Below are 21,584 nucleotides of genomic sequence, written 5' to 3' on the forward strand. Positions count from 1 at the left end.
ACGTATTTAAACCTCAATACAGGCGAGTGAAACATGCGAACCCATTTAAGCATGTTTCGCTCACAAAAAAGGCGACTGAATTCAGTCGCCTTTTTTAGCATGTAGCACAAGTCATCTTAGCGGGCTTGAATAAACTGATTAATTGCAGCCACTTCTTGCTGCAATAACTGAACTTTTTCACTGCCTATGTGCAATGGTAGGAATGTTTCACTGTCAATTGCGACAACGCTAAACTCAATCTGGCCTTGTGCATTAAATACAGGTAAACCCACCGCATTAATGCCGACCAACAAGTCGCCTTTCGCCAAAGCCATCTGTTCAGTGCGAATCTGTTGTTTTAGTTGGGTAAATTCATCCCAATTGGCAGGTTTAAGTGCCAAACCTAAAGCGGCTGCTTTGTCCCACTCTTCCTGCATTAAAGTACGAACAACACTTTCAGGTAAATACGAAGCAAAGACACGCCCCGAAGCTGAGTTAACCAGCGGCATAACTGAACCGACTTTGGTCACAATTGCAATCGGATGATTAGATTCAATCGATTGCACCACCAAAGGCCCTCGCGGTGACCATTTGCTAATTTGGATGCTACAGCCAATCTTGGCTTGTAAAGCATAAATCATCGACTGGACTTGTTGTAAAGCATCGGTATGTTGAATACAGTTCAAACCCAAACGCCAAGCCTGATCACCCAGTGCGTATTGACCATCTTCCAGTTGTTTGGCGTAATTCATGCGAATCAAACTCACCAAATAACGGTGAACTTTGGCTGGATGCATACTTAGCTTGTGCGATAGATCTTTGAGAATAATCGGTTGATTATGCTCGACCAGTGCATTTAACACTGCCAAACCCACTTCAAGCGATTGCACGCCACCCGATAACTTTTCTTCAACCATTGACGCACTCTTTAAAGGTCATTTTTTCAATCATTTATTTAGTTTTGTGTGACTACACAAGGACACATTGGTCCGTGACATCATGCCTGAGATTTACAAAAAACTGAAATCATCTTTTTAAATGACATTTAGTCTCCCAACTCATCAGACAATAATTCACAGCAAAAAAAAAACTGCACTCGGTCAAAAATGCAGTAAAGGGTAAAACTAAAAATCAAAAGATTGGTTTAAGCACCTAATTCTTCTTCGTGTAAAAAGTGGGTATGATGCGGTGCGCGTTTCGTCTTGCTCCATTCATCCAGCATTTCCAGTTTCATTTCTTCAGTGATCCGCGCGATTTTCTCATCAGCATGTACATCGTTATAAGTCAGCTCTAAACGGTGACCATTCGGATCAAAGAAATAAATCGAATGGAAAATACCGTGATTGGTAATGCCAAGCACTTTCACACCCTGTTGTTCTAAATGTTCTTTGGCTGCCAATAATGCATTTAAGTCTTCAACTTCAAAGGCAATATGCTGCACCCAAGCTGGGGTGTTTTCATCACGTCCCATCTCGGGCTGAGTCGGTAATTCAAAGAATGCCAACACATTGCCCTGACCCGCATCTAAAAATAAGTGCATATAAGGATCAAAGGCTTTGGTCGATGGCACATGATCTTCCGCAAAGGCCAAAATAAAATCCATGTTCAACATGGTTTTGTACCATTGCACCGTTTCTTTGGCATCTTTACAACGGTAGGCAACGTGATGAATTTTTTTAATTGCAAAACTCATAATCAAACTCCTTTTTCTGTTTTATTCCCAATCGGCTTGTTGTTCTGGTGCAGCCTGATGAAAAGCTGCCAACTGCATACAATGCGTATAAATCGACTGGATTTTTGGATATTCCGTTAAATCAATTTGGAAGCGTTTGGCGTTATAGACTTGTGGAATTAGGCAGCAATCTGCAAAACTCGCCTGTTCGCCAAAACAGTATTCACCATTCGATTGCTGTAATTGTTGCTCTAGGCTATGAAAACCGAGCTTAATCCAGTGTTGATACCATGCAGTCTTTTCAGTATTACTCACTGCAAGCGTCTGCTCTAAGTACTGCAACACTCTTAAGTTATTCAGGGGATGAATTTCACAAGCAATGTGCTGGGCAAAAGCACGAATCTGCGCGCGCTGTTGTAAATTCTGAGGCAGCAAAGCCGTCTTTGGATAGGCTTCTTCCAGATACTCAAGAATGCTCAGTGATTGCGTCAATACATATTGCTGATCCAGCAGCGTCGGCACCAACTCACTCGGATTGATTGCCGCATAGTCTGCCGAATGTTGTTCACCACCCTGTTTTAGCAAATGCACCGCTTGCGTGTCATAACTCAAGCCTTTTAAATTTAAGGCAATCCGCACACGAAAGGCTGCTGAGCTGCGAAAATAGCTATACAGTTTCATGCTGTACCTGCGTTGCTTCGCTAAAGTCAAAACTTAACGCTGGTAAAATGGTATTGCGTACCTCACCAAAGCCCACGCGTATGCCATCTTTTTCTGCATGACCTTTCATGATGACCGTATCGCCATCCTGTAAGAAACCACGCTGTTCACCATTGGCTAAATTTAAGGGTGCTGTTGAGTTCCAGGTCAGTTCCAACAAACTGCCGTATGAGTCTTTGGTTAAACCCGAAATCGTGCCCGAGCCCATCAAATCACCGACATTGACATTACAGCCTGAAATGGTGTGATGCGTTAACTGCTGAGCCATTGACCAGTACATATATTTAAAGTTGGTTTGGCAAATTACATCCGCACTGTCACTTTGAGGTGTTTGGATTTCTACAGAAAGCTGAATGTCATAACTGCTTTCAACACGCTCTTGTAAATAGGCCAATGGACGTGGCTCTTGTACAGGACCTTGCATTTTAAAGGGCTGTAAAGCTTGCATGGTCACAACCCACGGCGAAATGGCACTGGCAAAGGTCTTGGCATTAAACGGACCTAAAGGGACATATTCCCATTGTTGAATATCCCGTGCCGACCAGTCATTGAGGAGCACCATACCAAAGATATGAGCTTCAGCATCTTCAATATGAATCGGCTGACCTAAACGACTCGGTTTACCCACAATAAAAGCTGTTTCTAATTCAAAATCCAGCTTACGTGTCGCTGAAAAAACTGGACGTTCTTGTTCAGGTAATTTGATTTGCCCCGATGGACGAACAATCTCCGTTCCACTGACTACCACCGAACTGGCACGTCCATTATAACCAACAGGCAATTCACTCCAGTTGGGTAATAAGGCATTTTTAGGATCGCGGAACATGCAGCCCACATTGGTGGCATGTTCTTTAGAAGAATAAAAATCGGTATAACCTGAAATTTGTACAGGCAAATGCATGATGGCATCTTGCTGTTTATAGAGTACCTGTTGCTGCAATGCTGCATCATGCTGTAAGCGTGGATTATCCAGAGCCAATAAAGCCTGTAATTCACGTCGTACTTTATGCCAGTTGCTTGAACCTGATTCGATAAATTTATTCAAATTTGGCTGATTAAAATAGCATTCATGCTCGCTCAGGCGCAGAAGACCTGCCTGCTCCAACGCAGCTAAATCTAAAATCCACTCGCCAATCGCAACACCAACACATCGTTCGCCTTCCTTGCAACGACTAAAAATACCATAAGGCAAATTATGAATGGTGAAATCTGAATAGGCTGGAACAGGAATAAAACAGCTCAATTGTGAGTTCATGATGATGCCATCCTTGTTATTTTCTCAATACTCTTCGCTTATCCGCACTGATACAGTTTAATTATTTTTATAAAAATCAATAAATTATATAAAAACAAAAATTCCATGCAATGCGACAATTGCTTCAACTTCATTTCATCATACTGAATTTATAAAATTACGCAATATATAATTTAATTACTTTATTCATAATTTTAACACTTTCAGGTTGTGTCTCGTTCAAGTCAACACTGTATTCAACTGCTGTTTTAAACAACACTATTGGCTAGAAAACCCCAGTGAACTCGCTACAATAAATGCCCATATTTGGTGCGTTACTATACAAACACGGATGTGGGATAGAGATCATCAGGTACAAATTTACCTCTAAGTTTTTTATTTTTAAGCTAAATAAAAAATAATTAGATGTTCCACTTGTATATTATTTTTTAATCAATTTATGATATACGTAATTTATTAGGAAATAATTACACGACAAGGATGAGAATAATCATATGTCACACAATGATCACGGTCAGCTCAAGCACGGTTTATCCAACCGTCATATCCAGCTGATTGCCCTAGGCGGTGCAATCGGTACAGGTCTATTCCTTGGAATTTCTCAATCTATTAAACTTGCAGGCCCTTCGGTTATTCTGGGTTATGCCATTGCTGGACTCATTGCATTTTTTATGATGCGACAACTGGGTGAAATGGTAGTACAAGAGCCTGTAAGTGGCTCTTTCAGCTATTTTGCCAATAAATATTGGGGCCGTTTTGCAGGCTTTATGTCGGGCTGGAACTATTGGGTGCTGAATGTTTTGGTCTGTATGGCAGAACTGAGTGCAGTAGGACTTTATGTCCAATACTGGTGGCCAGAAATTCCAACCTGGATGTCGGCACTTGGCTTTTTTATTTTAATTAATGTCATTAACTTGCTCCACGTGAAACTGTTTGGCGAAATGGAGTTCTGGTTTTCGATTATCAAAATTCTCGCCATTGTCGCCATGATTGGTTTTGGTTCCTACTTACTGGCAACAGGGAGTGCAGGCTCACAAGCTTCAATTAGCAACCTTTGGGCACTCGGTGGTTTCTTTCCAAATGGTGTTAGCGGTTTAGTCATGGCAATGGCTGCGATTGTGTTTGCTTTTGGTGGTATTGAACTGTTTGGTATTACCGCGGCAGAAGCACATGATCCGCAAAAAATCTTACCTAAAGCGGTCAATCAAATTATTTACCGCATTTTGATTTTCTATATCTTAACTTTGATTGTACTTTTAGCCTTGTTCCCTTGGAACCAAATGGCACAAGGCGGCAGCCCATTTGTTATGGTATTTGCGTCGCTCGACAGCCAAGGCGTTGCCACCGCATTAAACTTCGTGATTTTAACTGCTGCGGTTTCTGTCTATAACGGCACCAGTTACTGTAGTAGCCGCATGTTGCTTGGCTTGGCAGAACAAGGCAATGCACCAGAATTCTTTAAAAAAATTAATTCTCGTGGGATTCCTGTCAATGCCGTACTTATTTCAGCATTAGTTACTGCACTCTGCGTTTTACTGAATTACATCTTCCCTGAAAAAGCCTTTGGTTTGCTGATGATGTTAGTTGTGGCTGCTATTGTGATTAATTGGGTGGTCATTTCAATCACCCATTTAAAATTCCGTCAGAGCCTACAACAACAGCAAGAAACCAGTTTATTCCCTAGCTTGGCTTATCCATTTACCAATTATCTGTGCATTGTATTTATGTTGGGTATTTTAGTGATTATGAGCCTAACCCCTGATATGCGTATCGCGGTGTATATGATTCCTGCTTGGATCGGCTGTTTAAGTTTGGCTTATTGGATGAAGCAACGTAAAAGCAAACTTGCTGATACAACCTTATTACTAACCCCCGATAGTTCTTTTAAATAAGTCTATTGAATAAAAGCTGTTCCTCCCCCATGTAAGACCGGAATCAGATTGGAAGAAACTGGTCTTGCAAATCTGATGTGAATCGGCTTAAGTTATCACCAACTTTAACTGGACGATGCGAAGCGCGAACAGTTTGACCCTAGCTGCAACAAACAAGGATTTTTTAATGTTTCAACATATCCCTCCTTATGCCGGCGACCCAATTTTGTCGCTTATGGAACAGTTCAATACAGATCCACGTGAAGGTAAAGTCAATTTAAGTATTGGTCTTTACTATAACGAAGACAGTATTGTGCCTCAGCTTGAAACAATCATGGAAGCGCAGAAGCGTCTTGAGCCAAAACAAAACAAGACCAAACTTTATTTGCCAATGGAAGGTTTCAAACCTTACCGCGATGCAATTCAAGCTTTGTTATTTGGTGAAAATAGCCCAGCAGTGCAAAGTGGTCGTGCCGTAACGATTCAAACTTTAGGTGGTTCTGGTGCGCTGAAAGTTGGTGCAGACTTTTTAAAAAATTACTTCCCAAATTCTGAAGTTTGGGTAAGCCAACCAACTTGGGACAACCATGTTGCCATCTTTAATGGTGCAGGCTTAAAGACTCATTTCTACCCATACTTTGATGCAGAAACACGTGGTGTAGACTTTGACGGTATGTTGTCTTGCTTACAACAATTACCAGAACAAAGCGTGGTATTGCTTCACCCTTGCTGCCACAACCCGACAGGTGCAGATTTAACTCCTGCGCAATGGGATCAAGTGATTGCCGTATTAAAGGCAGGTCAACTTATTCCATTCTTGGACATTGCGTACCAAGGTTTTGGTGAAGGCATGGAACAAGACGCTTATGCAATTCGCGCACTTGACCAAGCGGGTTTAAACTTTATTGTCAGCAATTCATTCTCTAAAATTTTCTCACTCTACGGCGAACGTGTCGGTGGTTTGACATTCGTGTGTGACGATGCTGCAACTGCACAATGCACTTTCGGTCAGTTGAAAGCAACAGTACGTCGTATCTACTCTAGCCCTCCTACAACAGGTGCATGGTTGGTTGACCAAGTCTTGAATGACCAAGCGTTAAATCAACAGTGGCAAAATGAAGTTAAAGAAATGCGTGAACGTATTATTAAAATGCGTCATATTTTGAAAGATGAATTGACCAAAGCACTTCCAGACCGTGACTTCAACTACTTAGTTGAACAAAAAGGCATGTTTAGCTACACAGGCTTAACCGGTGAACAAGTCGATACCTTACGTGAAGAGTATGCAATTTACTTGGTACGTAGTGGTCGTATTTGTGTTGCGGGCTTAAACATGAACAATGTTTATATCGTTGCCAAAGCAATGGCTGAAGTTTTAGCAAAAGCAACTGCTCAAGCTTAATCTTTAGTTTCAAAAACCAAGATTGTTCAAATGAACAGTCTTGGTTTTTTTATGTCTGAGTAGCTATATATTGAAGCCTATTTTCCTGCTGTAAAAGCATGGACTAGCATGGCTTAATGCAAGGTTCGATGTTGTACCAAATTATCGACATGCTGCGCCAAATATTCTTTTAAGTGATTTAAAAAATAGGCCACACGAGGCGAATCTTGCAAGCGGGCTAAATACACGGCATATACATCCGCAGGTGGGGTACTGTACTGTTCCAAGACTTGGATTAAACGTCCACTGCGTAAATACTTCGCCACATCCCATTCAGCCCGCATCAAAATCCCCTGCCCATCCAAGGCCCAATTTAAGGCAACCTCACCATCATTGGTACTTAAATTGCCATGCACCTTAATGGTTTCGACCTGCTCACCCAGACTTAAACGCCAGTTGCCATAAGCCGCTTCATTCTGTCGAATCACAATGCATTGATGGACGGTTAAATCATGTGGCGTTTCTGGGATACCAACACTTTTTAAATATAAGGGCGAAGCACACAATAAACGTCGATTGGCTGCCAGTTTTTGTGCAATTAAACGCGAGTCTGGAATTTCACCAAAGCGAATCACCACATCCGTCGCTTCATCAGGCAAATTCACTGGACGATCACTCAGCTGCAATTGCACCTCCACTTCAGGGAATATTTTCGCAAAATCTGAAATCGCAGGCGCAATATATGAACGTCCAAAGCCTAAGGGTGCATTGACGCGAAGTAAACCTTTGGGTGCAAATCGCGTACTCGACACGCGGCGTTCCATGTCTTCAATTTCTTTTAAAATCCGCAGCGCATTTTCATAATAAATTTCTCCCTCATGCGTCAGACTAATGCGTCTTGTGGTTCGATTCAGCAAGCGCACCCCAAGCCGATCTTCCATTTGCGTCAAACGTCGAGATACCGCAGGCGGGGTTAAATTTAACTCTCGCGCGGTAGCAACCAAACTTCCTTGTTTTATTAGTAAACAAAAAAATGCTAATTCCGTATCTGAGTTCATGATTATTCAGTTTTTTGCAATAGTGATTTAACTTTATATCGATCCATCCCTTTTGCAAAGTCTCTATCATCCATATCACGTTACCCCCCAAACAACATATTTCACCCAAGCAAGGAAACTTGAGTGAATCATAAAGTCCACCGTTTAAGGATTACGGTGTCACAACGGGGAGCCTTTTCGCCAGACTCGATTGCGGTATTTATACCAGATCGGGTGGTAATCGCTACTTATATGGAGATAAGCCATGGACATGGATATCGAAAAACGGACCTTACGGAAAATCACGTGGCGTATTGTCCCGTTTATCATGATTTTGTATTTAATTGCTTATATTGACCGCGTCAATATCGGTTTTGCCGCCATCACCATGAAGGAAGATTTAGGCTTTACTGCTTCAATTCTTGGTTTTGGCGCAGGGATTTTCTTTCTGGGTTATTTTCTCTTTGAAGTTCCCTCCAATATTATTCTGCACAAAGTCGGTGCCCGTATTTGGATTGCACGGGTCATGGTCACTTGGGGCATTATTGCAGGGGGTATGGCTTTTATTGAAAGCTCTACCAGTTTTTATGTGATGCGCTTTTTACTCGGTGTCGCTGAAGCGGGCTTTTTCCCGGGCATTATTCTCTATCTTAGCTACTGGTTTCCAGCCCGTAACCGCGCAGGTGTGATTGCCTTATTTATGGCAGCCGCACCAATTGCTACGGCGATTGGCTCCCCAATTTCTGCTGCGCTGCTAGAAATGCACGGCATCATGGGGCTAGCAGGTTGGCAATGGATGTTCCTGATAGAAGCAGTTCCTGCGGTGATCTTAGGTGTAGTCGTATTCTTCTATATGACGGATCGTCCTGAAAAAGCCGCTTGGTTAAAACCCGATGAGCGCGAATGGTTGGTTAAAACCATGCAAGCTGAAGATGCCAATAAAGGTGATCAACAACATCACAGTATTTTACGCGGTTTAGCCAACCCACGTGTACTGGCTCTGGCACTGATTTATTTTGGCACCTCAGCAGGCTTGTACACCCTCGGCATTTGGGCACCGCAAATCATTAAAGAACTGGGTGTCAGCTCCATGACCGTTGGTTTATTGAATGCCATCCCTCCAATTATCTCTGTCGTTGCCATGATTCTTTGGTCACGTCACTCCGACAAAACCAATGAACGCACATGGCATGTGGCATTGGCTTGCTTAACCGCAGCCGTAGGGCTCGCGATTGCAGCTGGTACTGGCAGTATGTTTGGTCTAATTGCAGCACTCACCATTGTTAACGTCGGAATTAGTTGTTCTAAGCCACCTCTGTGGAGTATGCCGACCATGTTCTTGTCAGGTGCTGCGGCAGCCACAGGTATCGCAACCATTAACTCGATTGGCAACTTAGGCGGCTTTGCGGGTCCAGCCATGATTGGTTGGGTCAAAGATCAAACTGGAAGCTTTGCAGGTGGTCTGTATTTCGTCGCAGGTCTACTGATTCTCTCTACCGTACTCACTCTCGTTTTAAGTTTTACTCAAAAAAACAAAGTCAGCTCGGCTGAATTGAGTAACTCCTGATCTTCATTTTTATATTGCTTGACTGAATTTAACGCTTTACAAGGAGCCTCCCATGGACAAAGAACTTGCCGTACAGTCCCTCACGGACACCATGGCCAAATTTACGGCCTACATTGGTAAACGTTTACCTAAAGATGTGAAAAGTAAACTGATTGAATTGAAAACTTTAGAAACCAATCCATTGGCGAAGTCGATTTACGACTCCATGGATGAAAACCAAGAAGCGGCGGATCGACTCAATCGTCCCAGCTGCCAAGACACTGGCGTGATTCAATATTTTGTTGAAGCGGGTGCACATTTCCCACTGTTGGGTGAATTACAGGAAATTTTACGTGAAGCAACCGAAGAGGCCACCCGTACAGGGCCCTTACGTCACAATGCGGTTGAAACCTTTGATGAAAAAAATACCGGCACCAATACCGGCACCCAAATTCCGTGGCTAGACTGGCGTATCGTCCCTGAACAAGACAGCTGTACCATTGATGTTTATATGGCAGGTGGTGGATGTACCTTACCGGGTGCCGCTAAAGTACTGATGCCAGGTCAAGGCTACGAAGGTGTGGCTGAGTTTGTGATGGACGTGATTACCGAACGCGGTGTGAATGCTTGCCCACCGTTATTGGTCGGTGTCGGGGTATCAACCTCAGTTGAAACCGCTGCGCGCTTGTCCAAACTGGCCATTATGCGCCCTGTCGACTCAAGAAGTGATAACCCACGTGCCGCATTAATGGAGGATTTACTAGAACAAGGTCTAAATGAAATTGGGATTGGTCCACAAGGCTTAACAGGCAATAACAGTGTCATGGGAGTGAACATTGAATCTTCAGCCCGCCATCCATCGACGATTGGTGTGGCTGTGAATACGGGCTGTTGGGCACACCGTCGTGGAAAAATCAAAATTAATGCGGACATGTCTTATGAAATCCTGTCGCACGAAGGAGTTGTGCTATGAAAAAAATTCTCACTACCCCACTGCGTGATGAAGACTTAGCCGATCTTAAAATTGGTGATGTGGTGTATCTGACGGGTCGTTTGGTCACTTGCCGCGATGTAGCGCATCGCCGCTTGATTGAGCAAGGTCGACAACTTCCAGTGAATTTAGAAGGCGGTGCGATTTTCCATGCAGGCCCAATCGTACGTAAAAAGGATGATGGCCGTTTTGAAATGGTCTCCATTGGCCCCACCACCAGTATGCGTATGGAAAAATTCGAGCGTGAATTTATTAAACAAACGGGGGTAAAACTGATTGTCGGTAAAGGCGGTATGGGGCCTGAAACCGTTGCAGGCTGTCAGGAACATAAAGCCGTCCATGCGATTTTCCCGGGGGGCTGTGCGGTACTGGCAGCCACTCAAGTGGAAGAAATTGAAGGGGCTGAATGGCAAGATTTAGGTATGCCTGAAACCTTGTGGATTAACCGCGTCAAAGTGTTTGGCCCTTTGATCATCTCGATTGATACTCACGGCAACAATTTAATTCAGCAAAATAAAACGCAATTCCAAGCCAAGAAGAAACCAGTTTTGGATCGGATTAGTAAGGAATTAAGCTTTATTAAATAAACTTAAATTTGCAAAAAAATAACCCTGAAATATTCACGTTCAGGGTTATTTTTTAAATCTAAATAAAAGCAAATGCTGCTCAGTCTATTAATTCGGAGTAAAAGGCCAATACGCTAGATTGACTCCCTGACAGCCTGTTGAACCATTTAATTGTTCCACTGTAGCAATTTTTACAGGACTAAAAGCCCGATCGAGATAGCGGTCATTTTCACAATGCTGTGCCAAATACCCCGCCTGATCAACCAAGCGCTCTGCCGAAGCAAAAATCTCACGTGAATGATGCCACCCTAATTGGCAATATTCAGCTGCGGCCCAAACCAATTTAACCTCTGCCTGAGCAAGCTCTTTATAAGCACACTGAAAACCCGCATGAACTTTAATGCTTTCTATACGAGCCCACAAATCTCGACGCATGACCTGAGCAAAAGGTAAAATTGGCGTTTGAGTCGCAAGCTGCACTCTGTTGTCGGTATTGGTGATATTCAGCGCCTGCTGATAAACCATTCCTAAGTTTTTTGGCTTACTCTTTTCACTATATAACTGGTCTGCATAACTGAGCCATGTTTGCGCTTTTTCCAGTTGGTATTTTTCTTTTACATCAGTACTTTGCCCAAGTGCCTCACGTATTTTCGACTGAATCTGTTGATGCGACGATATATATGTGAATTGATGGGTCTCTGGGTTGGCATAAAGCACTGGGCTAAACAACCCAGCCAACAGGAATGCTTTTAATCCTAAAAATTTCATAATTTAGGCTCCAAAGCTTTATTCACGCTTGCCTTGTTCTTATTGAACAGGTTCTCATCAAATTTAAAGCGGAAACGGAAATAAGCGCCATCCATTGTGGTATCGCCATCGGTTAAATCTTTATCTTCATAACCAACAAAGTTATATCCACCAGAAACCCAAAGGTTGGCCGCCAAAAGATAACCCACTTCAACCCCTGCCATCAGCTTGGTGCCATCTGAAACACTGTTCCACATGACGCCAGCATTTACCCCAGCATCCCAACGTTCATTAATGTCATACATGAAACGCGTATTCAGCATTTGCGTCATACCACTGCTTTGCAATAGGTCGTAGGTTTCTTCTAAATATTTCACGGCATACTGACCCGACACATGCACATCGCGCGTCGGATGATAATTTAAATGATGCGACATAATGTAAGCATTACGCTCGTACGGATCACTTAAAGTGGTCTCATTCTTTTCGTAGCGATACTCAATTTTACTGAGTGAATCAAATTTGTTGGTTTCTAAATCACGATAAGCTGCACCAATCTGGAATCGGTTAATTAAACGATCACCTGAATCAGCAGCTTTATTATCGGTTAAATTTAAAACGTTTTTAGCCAAGAACGTAACTTCATCTGAATATTTATAGGCTGTTCCCAACGTATTTAAATAGCTATCACTTTGATTTGACCAACGCCCTTCAATACGCGCTACATTCTTCCAACGAGGGTTAGATAAATGCTCAAAGCCTAGAGTTGCAGCGGTAGATTCTAATGAATCTTTGTTTTCACCTTCAAAAACCTTCACTTTCTCAAAGCTGGTATTAAAGAATAAACCTTCTTTTAATTGCCAACGATTACGCACACCCATTGCCGCTTCTGCTTCACGCGCACTTAAACCATCGCGCACACGATATTCACTAAATACCGAACCATCTCGCATATATTGACTGTCTAAACCAAATACCGTGGTGTTACGTTTTTGCGTGTCATTGAGTTCGTATAAACCGCCAATACTTGAGATAAATTCATGACGTGCATAAGCATGAATATTTTTATAGACCTGAGCATCACCACCAACGGCAAATACACGGCGATTACTATCCGCAACATCTTGCTCATATTCAATAAACGCACTTGAACCATCAAAAGGTAATGCCGTTTTCAATTTGGCACGAACCGTGGTGCCATCATAAGGTGTTTCAACGCTTTGCGTGGATGAACTAGCGGCATTCAATGACTCATTGTAATAACGAACACCCAGTTCCAAGCTCACAATACGGTTAATGGCTTTTTCAATTGAAGCACTGATCCCGTTACGCACCCCTGCATTGGCAATATCTTCTGTACGCACGGCTTCAATACGTAATACACCCAATTCATCTAAACGTGCATTCAGTTTTACAGCCGTTTCTTTACGTCCCGAACTGATCGAAGATGCTGCATTGCGGAAGCCAACATCCGCCTGCTGATGATAAGCACGCACATCGACATTGTCTTTTTTATAGTCCAGTTCTACACGTGCTGCGGAACCATTACCCGAGGTATTTGCAGCCGTCGAAGCATTAACATCGGTTAACTGATCCAAAGTCATTAAATCATGATCAGAATACGCATATTCGGCAATCAGTTTAGTTTGATCATTCCAGCGAATCACCGTATTGGCACTGGCAATTTTTTCCTGATCAATCGGATCATCATTTTGAATATAAGAACCACCGACGGTCACTTTATCATTCAATTTGTAACGACCATTGACTCCCGCCACGGTATATTCTTTGCCACCTTGATCGGTTTCAATGGTGATTCTTAAGTAGACTGGATTTAGATTTTCATCAATGCTACTTAACGGTGAAGTTAAATAAATACTGTTGGTATAGGTATCAATTTCATAGTCGCTAAAACGGGTTAAGGTGCGTTGTGAAATAATTAAACCAGGGTTGTTACGGTCACGCACAATCACTTCAACTTTTTCACTATTTTGAAGCATGTCATTGCTGTCCATGCCTAAGGCATAAGGACCTGAAACACCCATTGCACGGAGTTCATTTACGACTTGCGTGGTATTGGTGCGTGCAGCAAAGCTCGCGACTTGAAAGCGATCACCTTCAACCACCGATTTTAAACCCGTTAATGAACGGCTATATTGACCTAATGAAAGCCCTTCATCATTTTCGGTGCGCGTAACATAGTCGCCATACATGGCATAAGAACGACCTTTATCGACACGTACATAAAGTTTACTGGTCGATTGTGCGTCAAAACCTTTGGCAGATGCATCGCCATACACTGGGTAATATTCATCTGGACGAATATCACGGAATAGGCGCTGATTATTTTCTTTGCTTGAGTCATATGCCAAAGTCAGTAAATAATCACCGCGTACTTTGCCTTTTAAAAATAAAGCCGCACGACCACGAATGGCAGTTTCACCATCGGCTGAACTGGACAAATCATTCAGTTCTTCTTCAAAGCCATCTTGAGTCGAGCTTTGCGATAAATTTTTTGGGTCGAACTTATTTAGCGCAAAAGAACCTTCGATAATCCCCGCAACCAACATTGGACGAAGTTCTGCCAAAAAGCGCACAGGCACGCTTTGTTCGTATATGCCACTACGAACACGCAAGACGCCAGAGCCAGCCTCCAAAGGTGCCAACACGGGCACCACCAAAGATCCACCTTCTGCAAAAACTTGTACGCCGGGTTTATCTGGATCTAGATCTTTGAGTTGAATCATGCCAATAGAAGATTCCAGTGTGATTGGCGTACGTGTCGCAACAGGAGTCCCATGTTGATCCAATACTTTAACCACCACCTGATAAATATCTTTACCATTGGCATAAACGGTTTGTTCAACAGGCTGCGTCGTCAATTGGCTCATCGCATCTGGTGCAATCACTGTGACTTGTTGCTGATCACGTAAATTACCGAAGCTATCGTACTGACGAACTGCAATGCTATTTTTGCCAGCCGCCAACGGTACACCAATAAAGTCTAAGCCTGTAGCACTACGCTCTTGATAGACTGCTTTTTTACCAATTCGCTTTTCTGAAATTTGTTCATCGTTCACAAATAAACGAATGTCCGTACCTAAACTGCCTTTGACCTGAATCGTGGCTTGGGGTGTAGGTAAAATCTGTTGCTCTTTCAGATTTAAAATCGCCAGTTGGTTCGATTCAGAACGCTCAAGCTCTTGCTCTAAATCTAAAACAACAGGAGCTTTTACTGGTTCAATTTGAACTGTTTGAACCTCTTTAATCTGATCTTTTTTATATTCAATATTACAATTGGCTGAAGCACCTGCTGCACTAATACATCCACTTGCAGGTTGACCTTGCACATCTGACACTGAATTGCTCAGTGGATCGACGGTTAAATCTTGACGTAAGGTTTGCTCTAATGCATCCAGTTGTGCATCAATTTTACTCCGGCGGTCTTCAATTTGTTCTGCCAAGGCTTGAGTGCATTCACCTGAAGAATCGGTAATCGCGAAGTCTGCACGATGTAACTCGCCACGTTTTAAATCTACGAAGCGGCTAGCCGGATCCCCTGCTTGACGGTTATTAATCAGCACCAATTCTGCATTATTCGGTAAAGTCGTATTATCGACTTTAAGCACATGGGTAATTGGTCGAATGCCGTAGAAGTTGTATTTACCTTCCCGATCCGTCACCACAAAGCTACCATCTTCCATATAAATACGGACCCCAGGTACGCCCCGCTCTCCCGCATCTTGAACGCCATTATGGTTACAATCGCTAAAGACTTTACCGACAATAAAGCCATCTGGGCTGAATACACCTGGTGTGACTTTTACTGCGGCCTGTGCTTCATTAGAAACGGTATTTTTATTGTCCTGCGCGTAAACACGGTTAATACCGTCTCCACTCAGTGCATTAGGACCGACATAGACACGATATTGAACTTTGGCTTCTTGCTTTGGTGTCAGTGTTCCCAAACCGAGCGTCAAATAAGGTCCCTTTCCACCTTCAGGATCTGCATTTTTTTGCCCATTAACACGGGTACTGCCTGAAACATAAATAAAACCGCGAGGCAAAGTATCTTTCATGTTGACATTATAGAGGGTGGAATCCCCCATATTTGCCACCGTAATTTGGTAATCTTTAAAATCACCAATTTCAGCAGTATTACTACCTACCACTTCTTTTTTAATCACTAATTTGTCATTGCTGGGAACAGAAATATCCACAGGATCAATTGGAATATCAATATTGAGTGCAGCATCACCCGTTTTTAACGTAAAGTTGCCACCATATGACCAAGAGCTATCAACGATACGATTAGCAAAATTGTTATAAATGGTCTTGTCACTGGTAAATTTATAATTGGTCGAACCTGCAATGGTTGAAGTATCAATATCAAGTCGATAGGTTCCATTTTCGACAAATGGATATACAAATTCACCTTTGCTATTGGTCAGCTGTTGCGCTGGAATCGCCACTTTTTCGCCCGTGGTTTCATCCAATTTGTACGCCACATTTTCAGCAGGATTGCCCTTCTCATCCAACAATGTAACCTTCGCACCAGCGACAGGCAAATTGGTCTTGGCATCAAAAACAACACCATAAGGATCAATCAATACCGTGGTATGAATATCTGTAATACTGTTGGTCGGATTGCCGCCCTCATCTAAACAATCTGTCAAAGAAACAATCACTTGATCACGCTTGACGGTTTGTAAAATCTGGTCATTCACATGAATGATACTGGATTCTTGTGTTGCTAAAGTGAAACGGAATACACCTGTATTCGCTCCAGTCTCAACACCCTGTACATATTCAACGTCTCCAGTCAGCGTTGACTGAACTTTAATTTTGACTTTATCGAGATTGCTGCGTGAGGCATTACACATGGCACTATTTGCAGCAATGTACAATGGTTGACTTAAACTGCCTGTGGCTAAAATATTGGAATAATTTTTACTGTTATTGCTAATTGATGCACTACCACCAACGCTTGTTGTCACTTCATTAGAAACTGTTTTTTTCAAATTAGAAAGCAAACCATGCTCAACACTGAACACGTTTGAAATTGAGGCATGACTCACATTTGAATTCATGGTTACAACCAACTCAACCGCTTCGGTGCTATTCGCAGCCAAGGCTTGAGGGTATGCCACCACCAGTGTATTGATTAAAGATTTATCTGTTGGAATCTGGCGGGTAAACTTATCTTGCCCCAATGGATATAAAACCAACGCTTTAGAATTGGTCGGTTTAGCCGATTTAAAGATGGTGTTGGCAGGTATCTCATCCAACAGAACCACAGCTTTCATGGCCTCACCATCAACGTCAATGGTTTGAAGACCAGAATTGCGCTTTGAATTATTTTTAACGCTCAAGCTATAGGTTAAATCATAAGATTGACCCGCTTGTGGTTCAAAACTGGTTTTATCGACCGATTTAGTCGCTGTGAGTTGTGGTAAGAAACTAATTAAAGCATTAACTGCATCTGCAATAGCCGTCGGGTCTTGTACAACATAGGCTTGGAGTGGTAAATCTACTTGCTGGCTGTCATTCAATGATATGGAAGAATCTGCAACCACCCATAAATCAACTTTTTGCCCAGCCTGTAAACTTAAATGTCCTGTAACCAGCAAATCTGAACGATCAAATTCACCATTTTGATTACTGTCGACATAAATTTTAATATTCGATAATTCGGGAACAGTGCTTTTATCAATCACAATATCTGCTGGCGCATTACTATGATTGGTTAACGTATTCAGCCAAATCACTCGTGCACCCGCATCAATTTCTAATCGCGTTGGTGAAGTGAGGCTAATCACATATTTAGGTGTAATGGTCACTTGAACGGTATTTGAAACCGATTGGCCAACTTGACCATCAGTTTGTATAAAACTTGCATAAGCCGTATTGGTAATATTTTGCCCAGCAGCAGGCATCACAGCATAAGCATGATTTACCAATGCCATAGCCGTAGCTAAGCTTGAAAAAATAAGCTTGATCTTATGATTCTGTAGCGGCTGAACTCGTTTAATCACGAAAATACCCCAATACCGAGCAAAAGCAGGTGAAAGGGATAGGCACTAAAGGATGCCTATCCACATAAATAGTTATTAATGTTTTGACTTAATTATTGAGCATCAACTTTAACGCTGAACTTCATCGTCACTGTTTCAGACGGTGCCAAATCAAATTGAGATGACTTCAAGTTGTTTGCTGTATTGGTCACAGTACCTTTTGATACTGGCTCTAACGCAGCCGCAGGCGATGAACCTAGAGTGGTGTAACTTGGTACAGCATCAGTAATTTCAACTTTAGTTACTGCCTGATTACCATCATTCACCGCTTTAATTTGGTAAATGATACAAGCACCTGGTTTCGCCTGAAGTGTAGATGTTCCAAAGCCACCATCTGGTGTTCCGTCACATGCTGCATCTAGTGCTTGCATTTTTTCCAGACGGACTTGACCAATGTTGACTGTGGTTTTATCTGTCACAGTGATCGCAGCAGGAGCAACCGTACCATTTAATGCGCCAGTCGGTGTGACAGTCACAATCGACAAATCGGCTTGACCCGCTGTTGCATTACTTGGCGCTTCAACTTTAACCAAGATATTGATACTTTCTTTTGGAGAAAGACCATCGGCACCATTGGTTGCAGTTAACCACTTGTTAAGGTTCTGAATATCAGTAACCAACTCATCCGTGTCTGCAATACCATTGTTGTTTTTATCAACATAAACAGAAGTCACAAAACCATTAGTTGCAGGGTCATGTGTAATGCTGATCGGTAATGTTCCATCCGCAATACCTTCTACAACGTTACCGTTGTTGGTTAAAGTATGCTTATAGACAATCGTACCACCCGGTGCGACTTGACCTTGTTGATCCGCTAAGAATGAAAGTCCACGCACTGCTTCTACAGTCAAGTGATCTTTCATCTTGTCTGTTAAGCCTGTTGCAGGCGAATTAATTGTGAAGACAATATCTTGACTATTTGCAGGTGTTGCATCCGTAGACGGAGTCACCTTGGCACAGAAATACGCCGTTGCATTTGGCTGAATTGCACCCGTATTGGTCACTTTAGTCGCTGAACATACACCACTTGAATCAGCAACAAAGTATTCAACAGTCCAACCCGATGGTAATGCTTGTTCAGTACCAAAGTTATAGTTGTCCGATGTTGAACCAGAATTCGTTACAGCAATTGGGAAGGTCGCCGCAACACCAGGTTTAGTTGTTACTGTGGTTACCACATTATTTGAAACGTAAGCCCCTTCACCGGTTAAGCCCGTATCATCTTCCGTGTAGTTTTTATTCCCTTTACCATTGCTCAAATCAACTTTTGACGCTGTGATATTGGTAATTCTTAAAGTCACGGTATCTGAAGATGCTGGCGCATGTACAGGTGTAATGGTTAAGATTGTGTCCAAACCAGGTGCAGTAATTGGGCCGGTATAACCATTTGGCAACGTAATACGTGCAGAGATTTCAAGGTGACCACCTGAAGCCAATGGACCACTGTCCACACTCGCATCACCATTGGTATCGGTTAACGGTGTATTACCATCAGACTTTAATAACTCAACAATAGAACCTGCAGGTAGTGCAGATTTATTGACCGTAATGTTATAGGTTTCAGCGACATTACCAAGGTTGTGAATCCAAATATCTTCTGTAGAGCTTGATGCACCAAATAAAACTGGAGAACCTTGTACCGCAGTTGTGGTAATCAAGTCATCTTTCGCGAGATTGCCAGAAACTTTTTGTGCATCCGAATACGTATCGCTTGCGTTATCGTTAATCGTACCCGTATAGGTAGACTGTACAGTTACATCATATGGGTTGGTTGGTTGAGACGTCTCAGTACCCGGACCATCTGGGTCAAATGTCGCGATGTTGGTAATTTTTCCTGCAGGAGCAGCACTATCAACCGTCACTTGGAAGGTTAACTTGCCGGTACTGTTACGCGCTACAGAAGCAAGAACTAACTGAACTTTATTATTGGTAAATTCGTACTTCGCTGCTGCTGCCGCTTCATCACCAGTCGCATCGGTCAATGCCGCGGTCTGACCACTCCAACGTGCTGAACCTGCAATATAGGTCACACCTGAAGGTAAAATATCTTCAATGGTAAGATTGGCTGCATCGGCATTACCCGTGTTTTTATAGGTCAATTCATACGTTACGGTATCGCCACGTGCAACTGCAGTGACATTGGCAGACTTCGTGACTTGAATAACCGCACCTGAAACAATCGTTACGGTATCCGTATTCAGTTTGGTTTTGTCTGCAATAACTGTAATATAAGTACTTGCCGCAGACAGTGCTAATTGACCAGAATTACCAGCTGTTGCTGTTGCGGCAGTTGTACCTACCACAACCAAGCCTACAGACTCACCAGCATTTAAGGTAACTTTTTGACCTGCCAAATTCGTACCGTTATCCGGTACACCATCTTTATTCGCATCTAAATAAATAGCAATGTTGGAGAAATCAAAATTGTCCCCAGCCACATTGGCTAAATTCAGCGTAAATTCATCCGTTCCATTACCTGTATTGGTTAATACGTGCGATAAAGTCACGACACCATTTGGGTTAGCCGTTGCGGTACGGTTTTGCTCAAGTGTGAAGCTCCCCACTTGTAAAACAGTGGTTTTTACTTCATTTGACGTCACAGTACGTGTGGTCGATGTACCATCTACATACGATGCTGTTGCAATGTTACTAATGTTTGTTCCTGCGGCTGGTGCGGCTGCATGTGCACCTGTCGCGAAAAAAGCAAAGCCCCCCAACACTGTCGCAATTGACACATAAAGGCTATTTCGCTTTGTATTCTTCAAATTCATAGGCATAAGAGTCCCCCGACTCCATCAAAATGACGTGTATAAAATTTAGAAATTAATCGTTTGATGCATTTACTTTGGCTTGTGCACTAACAGTTACTGTTTTCTTGGCTGGTAATTCCATGATTTGCCACTGTAAAGCGCGGTATTCTTTGAGCGGAACGTTGACCAGTTTTCCATCTACTTTTTTCTTTAATGGCATCGCAGCAAAGTTAACGCCATCTGTACTCGCAAGTGCACCTGAAGGCAGGCTGTTGCCTAAATATTGCGTATCTGCTGGAATTGGTAAGGTTGCTTTTAGGCTTTTAATGCTGTGTGCCGTGTTGTTGGTATAAGTCGCACGATACTCGATAACATCTTGAGGCTTGATTGAGTTTGCAGCTTGAAACTGTGCATTCCCTTTACTGTCTACAACTTTTTTGAATGCTTTTAACTGAATTGATACAGGTTCATTTGATGTCGTCGTAGCAGCCATTCCATGAGCAGCCCCCCCAACAAGTATTAAACCAATCATCAATTTTTTCAGCGTAGTTCTTTTGTTTAACATGATTTTATCCACTGCAAACCAATGCAAATATTTGCGACATTAATCACATTTAAGAAAATTAATGCCGCAAAGCTCAAAGCAATATTAAACAAAAAACAAACGCTTCACCATACATTTTATAAAAAAAATGTTAACTGGTTCACTCTTGATTTTTTAATTTAGTTATATAAATTTACAATATTGAAAATAAATGGATGTTTATAATCAGTTTTCACAAAAACAGTGACTTTACACAAAGAAACAATGTAAGACTAATCGTGACGATTCAATTATTCTTAGAGGGGAATTGCCATATTAAAAAAAACCAAGCATTTGTTTTTATTGTTTATTTTAAATTAATTTTGGCCCAACTCTGGCAGTTTCAACTCATCTGACCGCTTCAAACAATGCATTCGATGTTTTACATTGCAAATCTCACAGAAAAAAAAAG

Annotated in this window: 14 protein-coding genes; 5 read left to right on the top strand and 9 right to left on the bottom strand. The window is 42.3% G+C overall.

Going from position 1 to position 21,584, the window contains the following annotated elements:
• Positions 1-116 precede the first annotated feature (116 nt).
• The 4 genes from E0H82_RS11790 to fahA all read right to left on the bottom strand — a co-directional run bounded on the left by E0H82_RS11790 (position 117) and on the right by fahA (position 3,626).
• Positions 117-896 (bottom strand): IclR family transcriptional regulator, encoded by a 780-nt coding sequence (locus tag E0H82_RS11790; RefSeq protein ID WP_131264979.1) that lies wholly within the window; start codon positions 894-896, stop codon positions 117-119.
• 227 nt (positions 897-1,123) lie between these two features.
• Positions 1,124-1,672, bottom strand: coding sequence for a VOC family protein (locus E0H82_RS11795; protein ID WP_044739012.1), 549 nt, complete (start codon positions 1,670-1,672; stop codon positions 1,124-1,126).
• 21 nt (positions 1,673-1,693) lie between these two features.
• Positions 1,694-2,332 (bottom strand): maleylacetoacetate isomerase, encoded by a 639-nt coding sequence (gene maiA / locus E0H82_RS11800; protein WP_131264980.1) that lies wholly within the window; start codon positions 2,330-2,332, stop codon positions 1,694-1,696.
• On the bottom strand, positions 2,319-3,626 hold the full coding sequence (fahA, locus tag E0H82_RS11805; RefSeq protein WP_131264981.1) for a fumarylacetoacetase: 1,308 nt from the start codon (positions 3,624-3,626) through the stop codon (positions 2,319-2,321). Before fahA ends, maiA begins: the two co-directional genes overlap by 14 nt.
• A 494-nt stretch (positions 3,627-4,120) precedes the next feature.
• Here fahA and E0H82_RS11810 point away from each other — a divergent pair, with 494 nt between their 5' ends.
• Together E0H82_RS11810 and E0H82_RS11815 are read left to right on the top strand one after the other, a co-directional pair.
• A complete protein-coding gene (locus E0H82_RS11810) occupies positions 4,121-5,518 on the top strand; it encodes an amino acid permease (protein ID WP_131264982.1) in 1,398 nt (465 codons plus the stop codon).
• Positions 5,519-5,684: 166 nt separating this feature from the next.
• A complete protein-coding gene (locus tag E0H82_RS11815) occupies positions 5,685-6,899 on the top strand; it encodes an aromatic amino acid transaminase (RefSeq protein ID WP_131264983.1) in 1,215 nt (404 codons plus the stop codon).
• Between the two features lie 113 nt (positions 6,900-7,012).
• Here the strand turns inward: E0H82_RS11815 and E0H82_RS11820 are convergent, their stop codons facing one another.
• Complete coding sequence (locus E0H82_RS11820; protein ID WP_131264984.1) at positions 7,013-7,936, bottom strand: LysR family transcriptional regulator; 924 nt, start codon at positions 7,934-7,936, stop codon at positions 7,013-7,015.
• A gap of 244 nt (positions 7,937-8,180) precedes the next feature.
• Between E0H82_RS11820 and E0H82_RS11825 the strand changes: the two genes are divergently transcribed.
• Genes E0H82_RS11825 through ttdB form a run of 3 tightly spaced genes read left to right on the top strand, consistent with a single transcriptional unit; the run spans position 8,181 to position 11,039 of the window.
• Entirely contained in the window at positions 8,181-9,482 is a 1,302-nt protein-coding gene (locus E0H82_RS11825; protein ID WP_131264985.1) for an MFS transporter, read from the top strand.
• Positions 9,483-9,534: 52 nt separating this feature from the next.
• Entirely contained in the window at positions 9,535-10,434 is a 900-nt protein-coding gene (gene ttdA, locus E0H82_RS11830; RefSeq protein ID WP_131264986.1) for a L(+)-tartrate dehydratase subunit alpha, read from the top strand.
• Positions 10,431-11,039 carry a L(+)-tartrate dehydratase subunit beta gene (gene ttdB / locus E0H82_RS11835; protein WP_131264987.1) on the top strand — a complete coding sequence of 203 codons (609 nt, stop codon included), beginning with the start codon at positions 10,431-10,433 and terminating at the stop codon, positions 11,037-11,039. Before ttdA ends, ttdB begins: the two co-directional genes overlap by 4 nt.
• Before the next feature lie 87 nt (positions 11,040-11,126).
• Here the strand turns inward: ttdB and E0H82_RS11840 are convergent, their stop codons facing one another.
• The 4 genes from E0H82_RS11840 to E0H82_RS11855 form a co-directional block, all read right to left on the bottom strand.
• Positions 11,127-11,786, bottom strand: coding sequence for a hypothetical protein (locus E0H82_RS11840; RefSeq protein ID WP_131264988.1), 660 nt, complete (start codon positions 11,784-11,786; stop codon positions 11,127-11,129).
• Positions 11,783-17,800 carry an SdrD B-like domain-containing protein gene (locus tag E0H82_RS11845; protein WP_228258654.1) on the bottom strand — a complete coding sequence of 2,006 codons (6,018 nt, stop codon included), beginning with the start codon at positions 17,798-17,800 and terminating at the stop codon, positions 11,783-11,785. The genes E0H82_RS11840 and E0H82_RS11845 overlap by 4 nt, the downstream gene beginning before the upstream one ends.
• A gap of 92 nt (positions 17,801-17,892) precedes the next feature.
• Positions 17,893-20,616 (bottom strand): DUF11 domain-containing protein, encoded by a 2,724-nt coding sequence (locus E0H82_RS11850; RefSeq protein ID WP_131264989.1) that lies wholly within the window; start codon positions 20,614-20,616, stop codon positions 17,893-17,895.
• A 46-nt stretch (positions 20,617-20,662) separates the two neighbouring features.
• Positions 20,663-21,154 carry a hypothetical protein gene (locus E0H82_RS11855; RefSeq protein WP_131264990.1) on the bottom strand — a complete coding sequence of 164 codons (492 nt, stop codon included), beginning with the start codon at positions 21,152-21,154 and terminating at the stop codon, positions 20,663-20,665.
• Positions 21,155-21,584: the final 430 nt, after the last annotated feature.

It is taken from the genome of Acinetobacter sp. ANC 4910, assembly GCF_004331035.1.
Lineage (GTDB): Bacteria > Pseudomonadota > Gammaproteobacteria > Pseudomonadales > Moraxellaceae > Acinetobacter.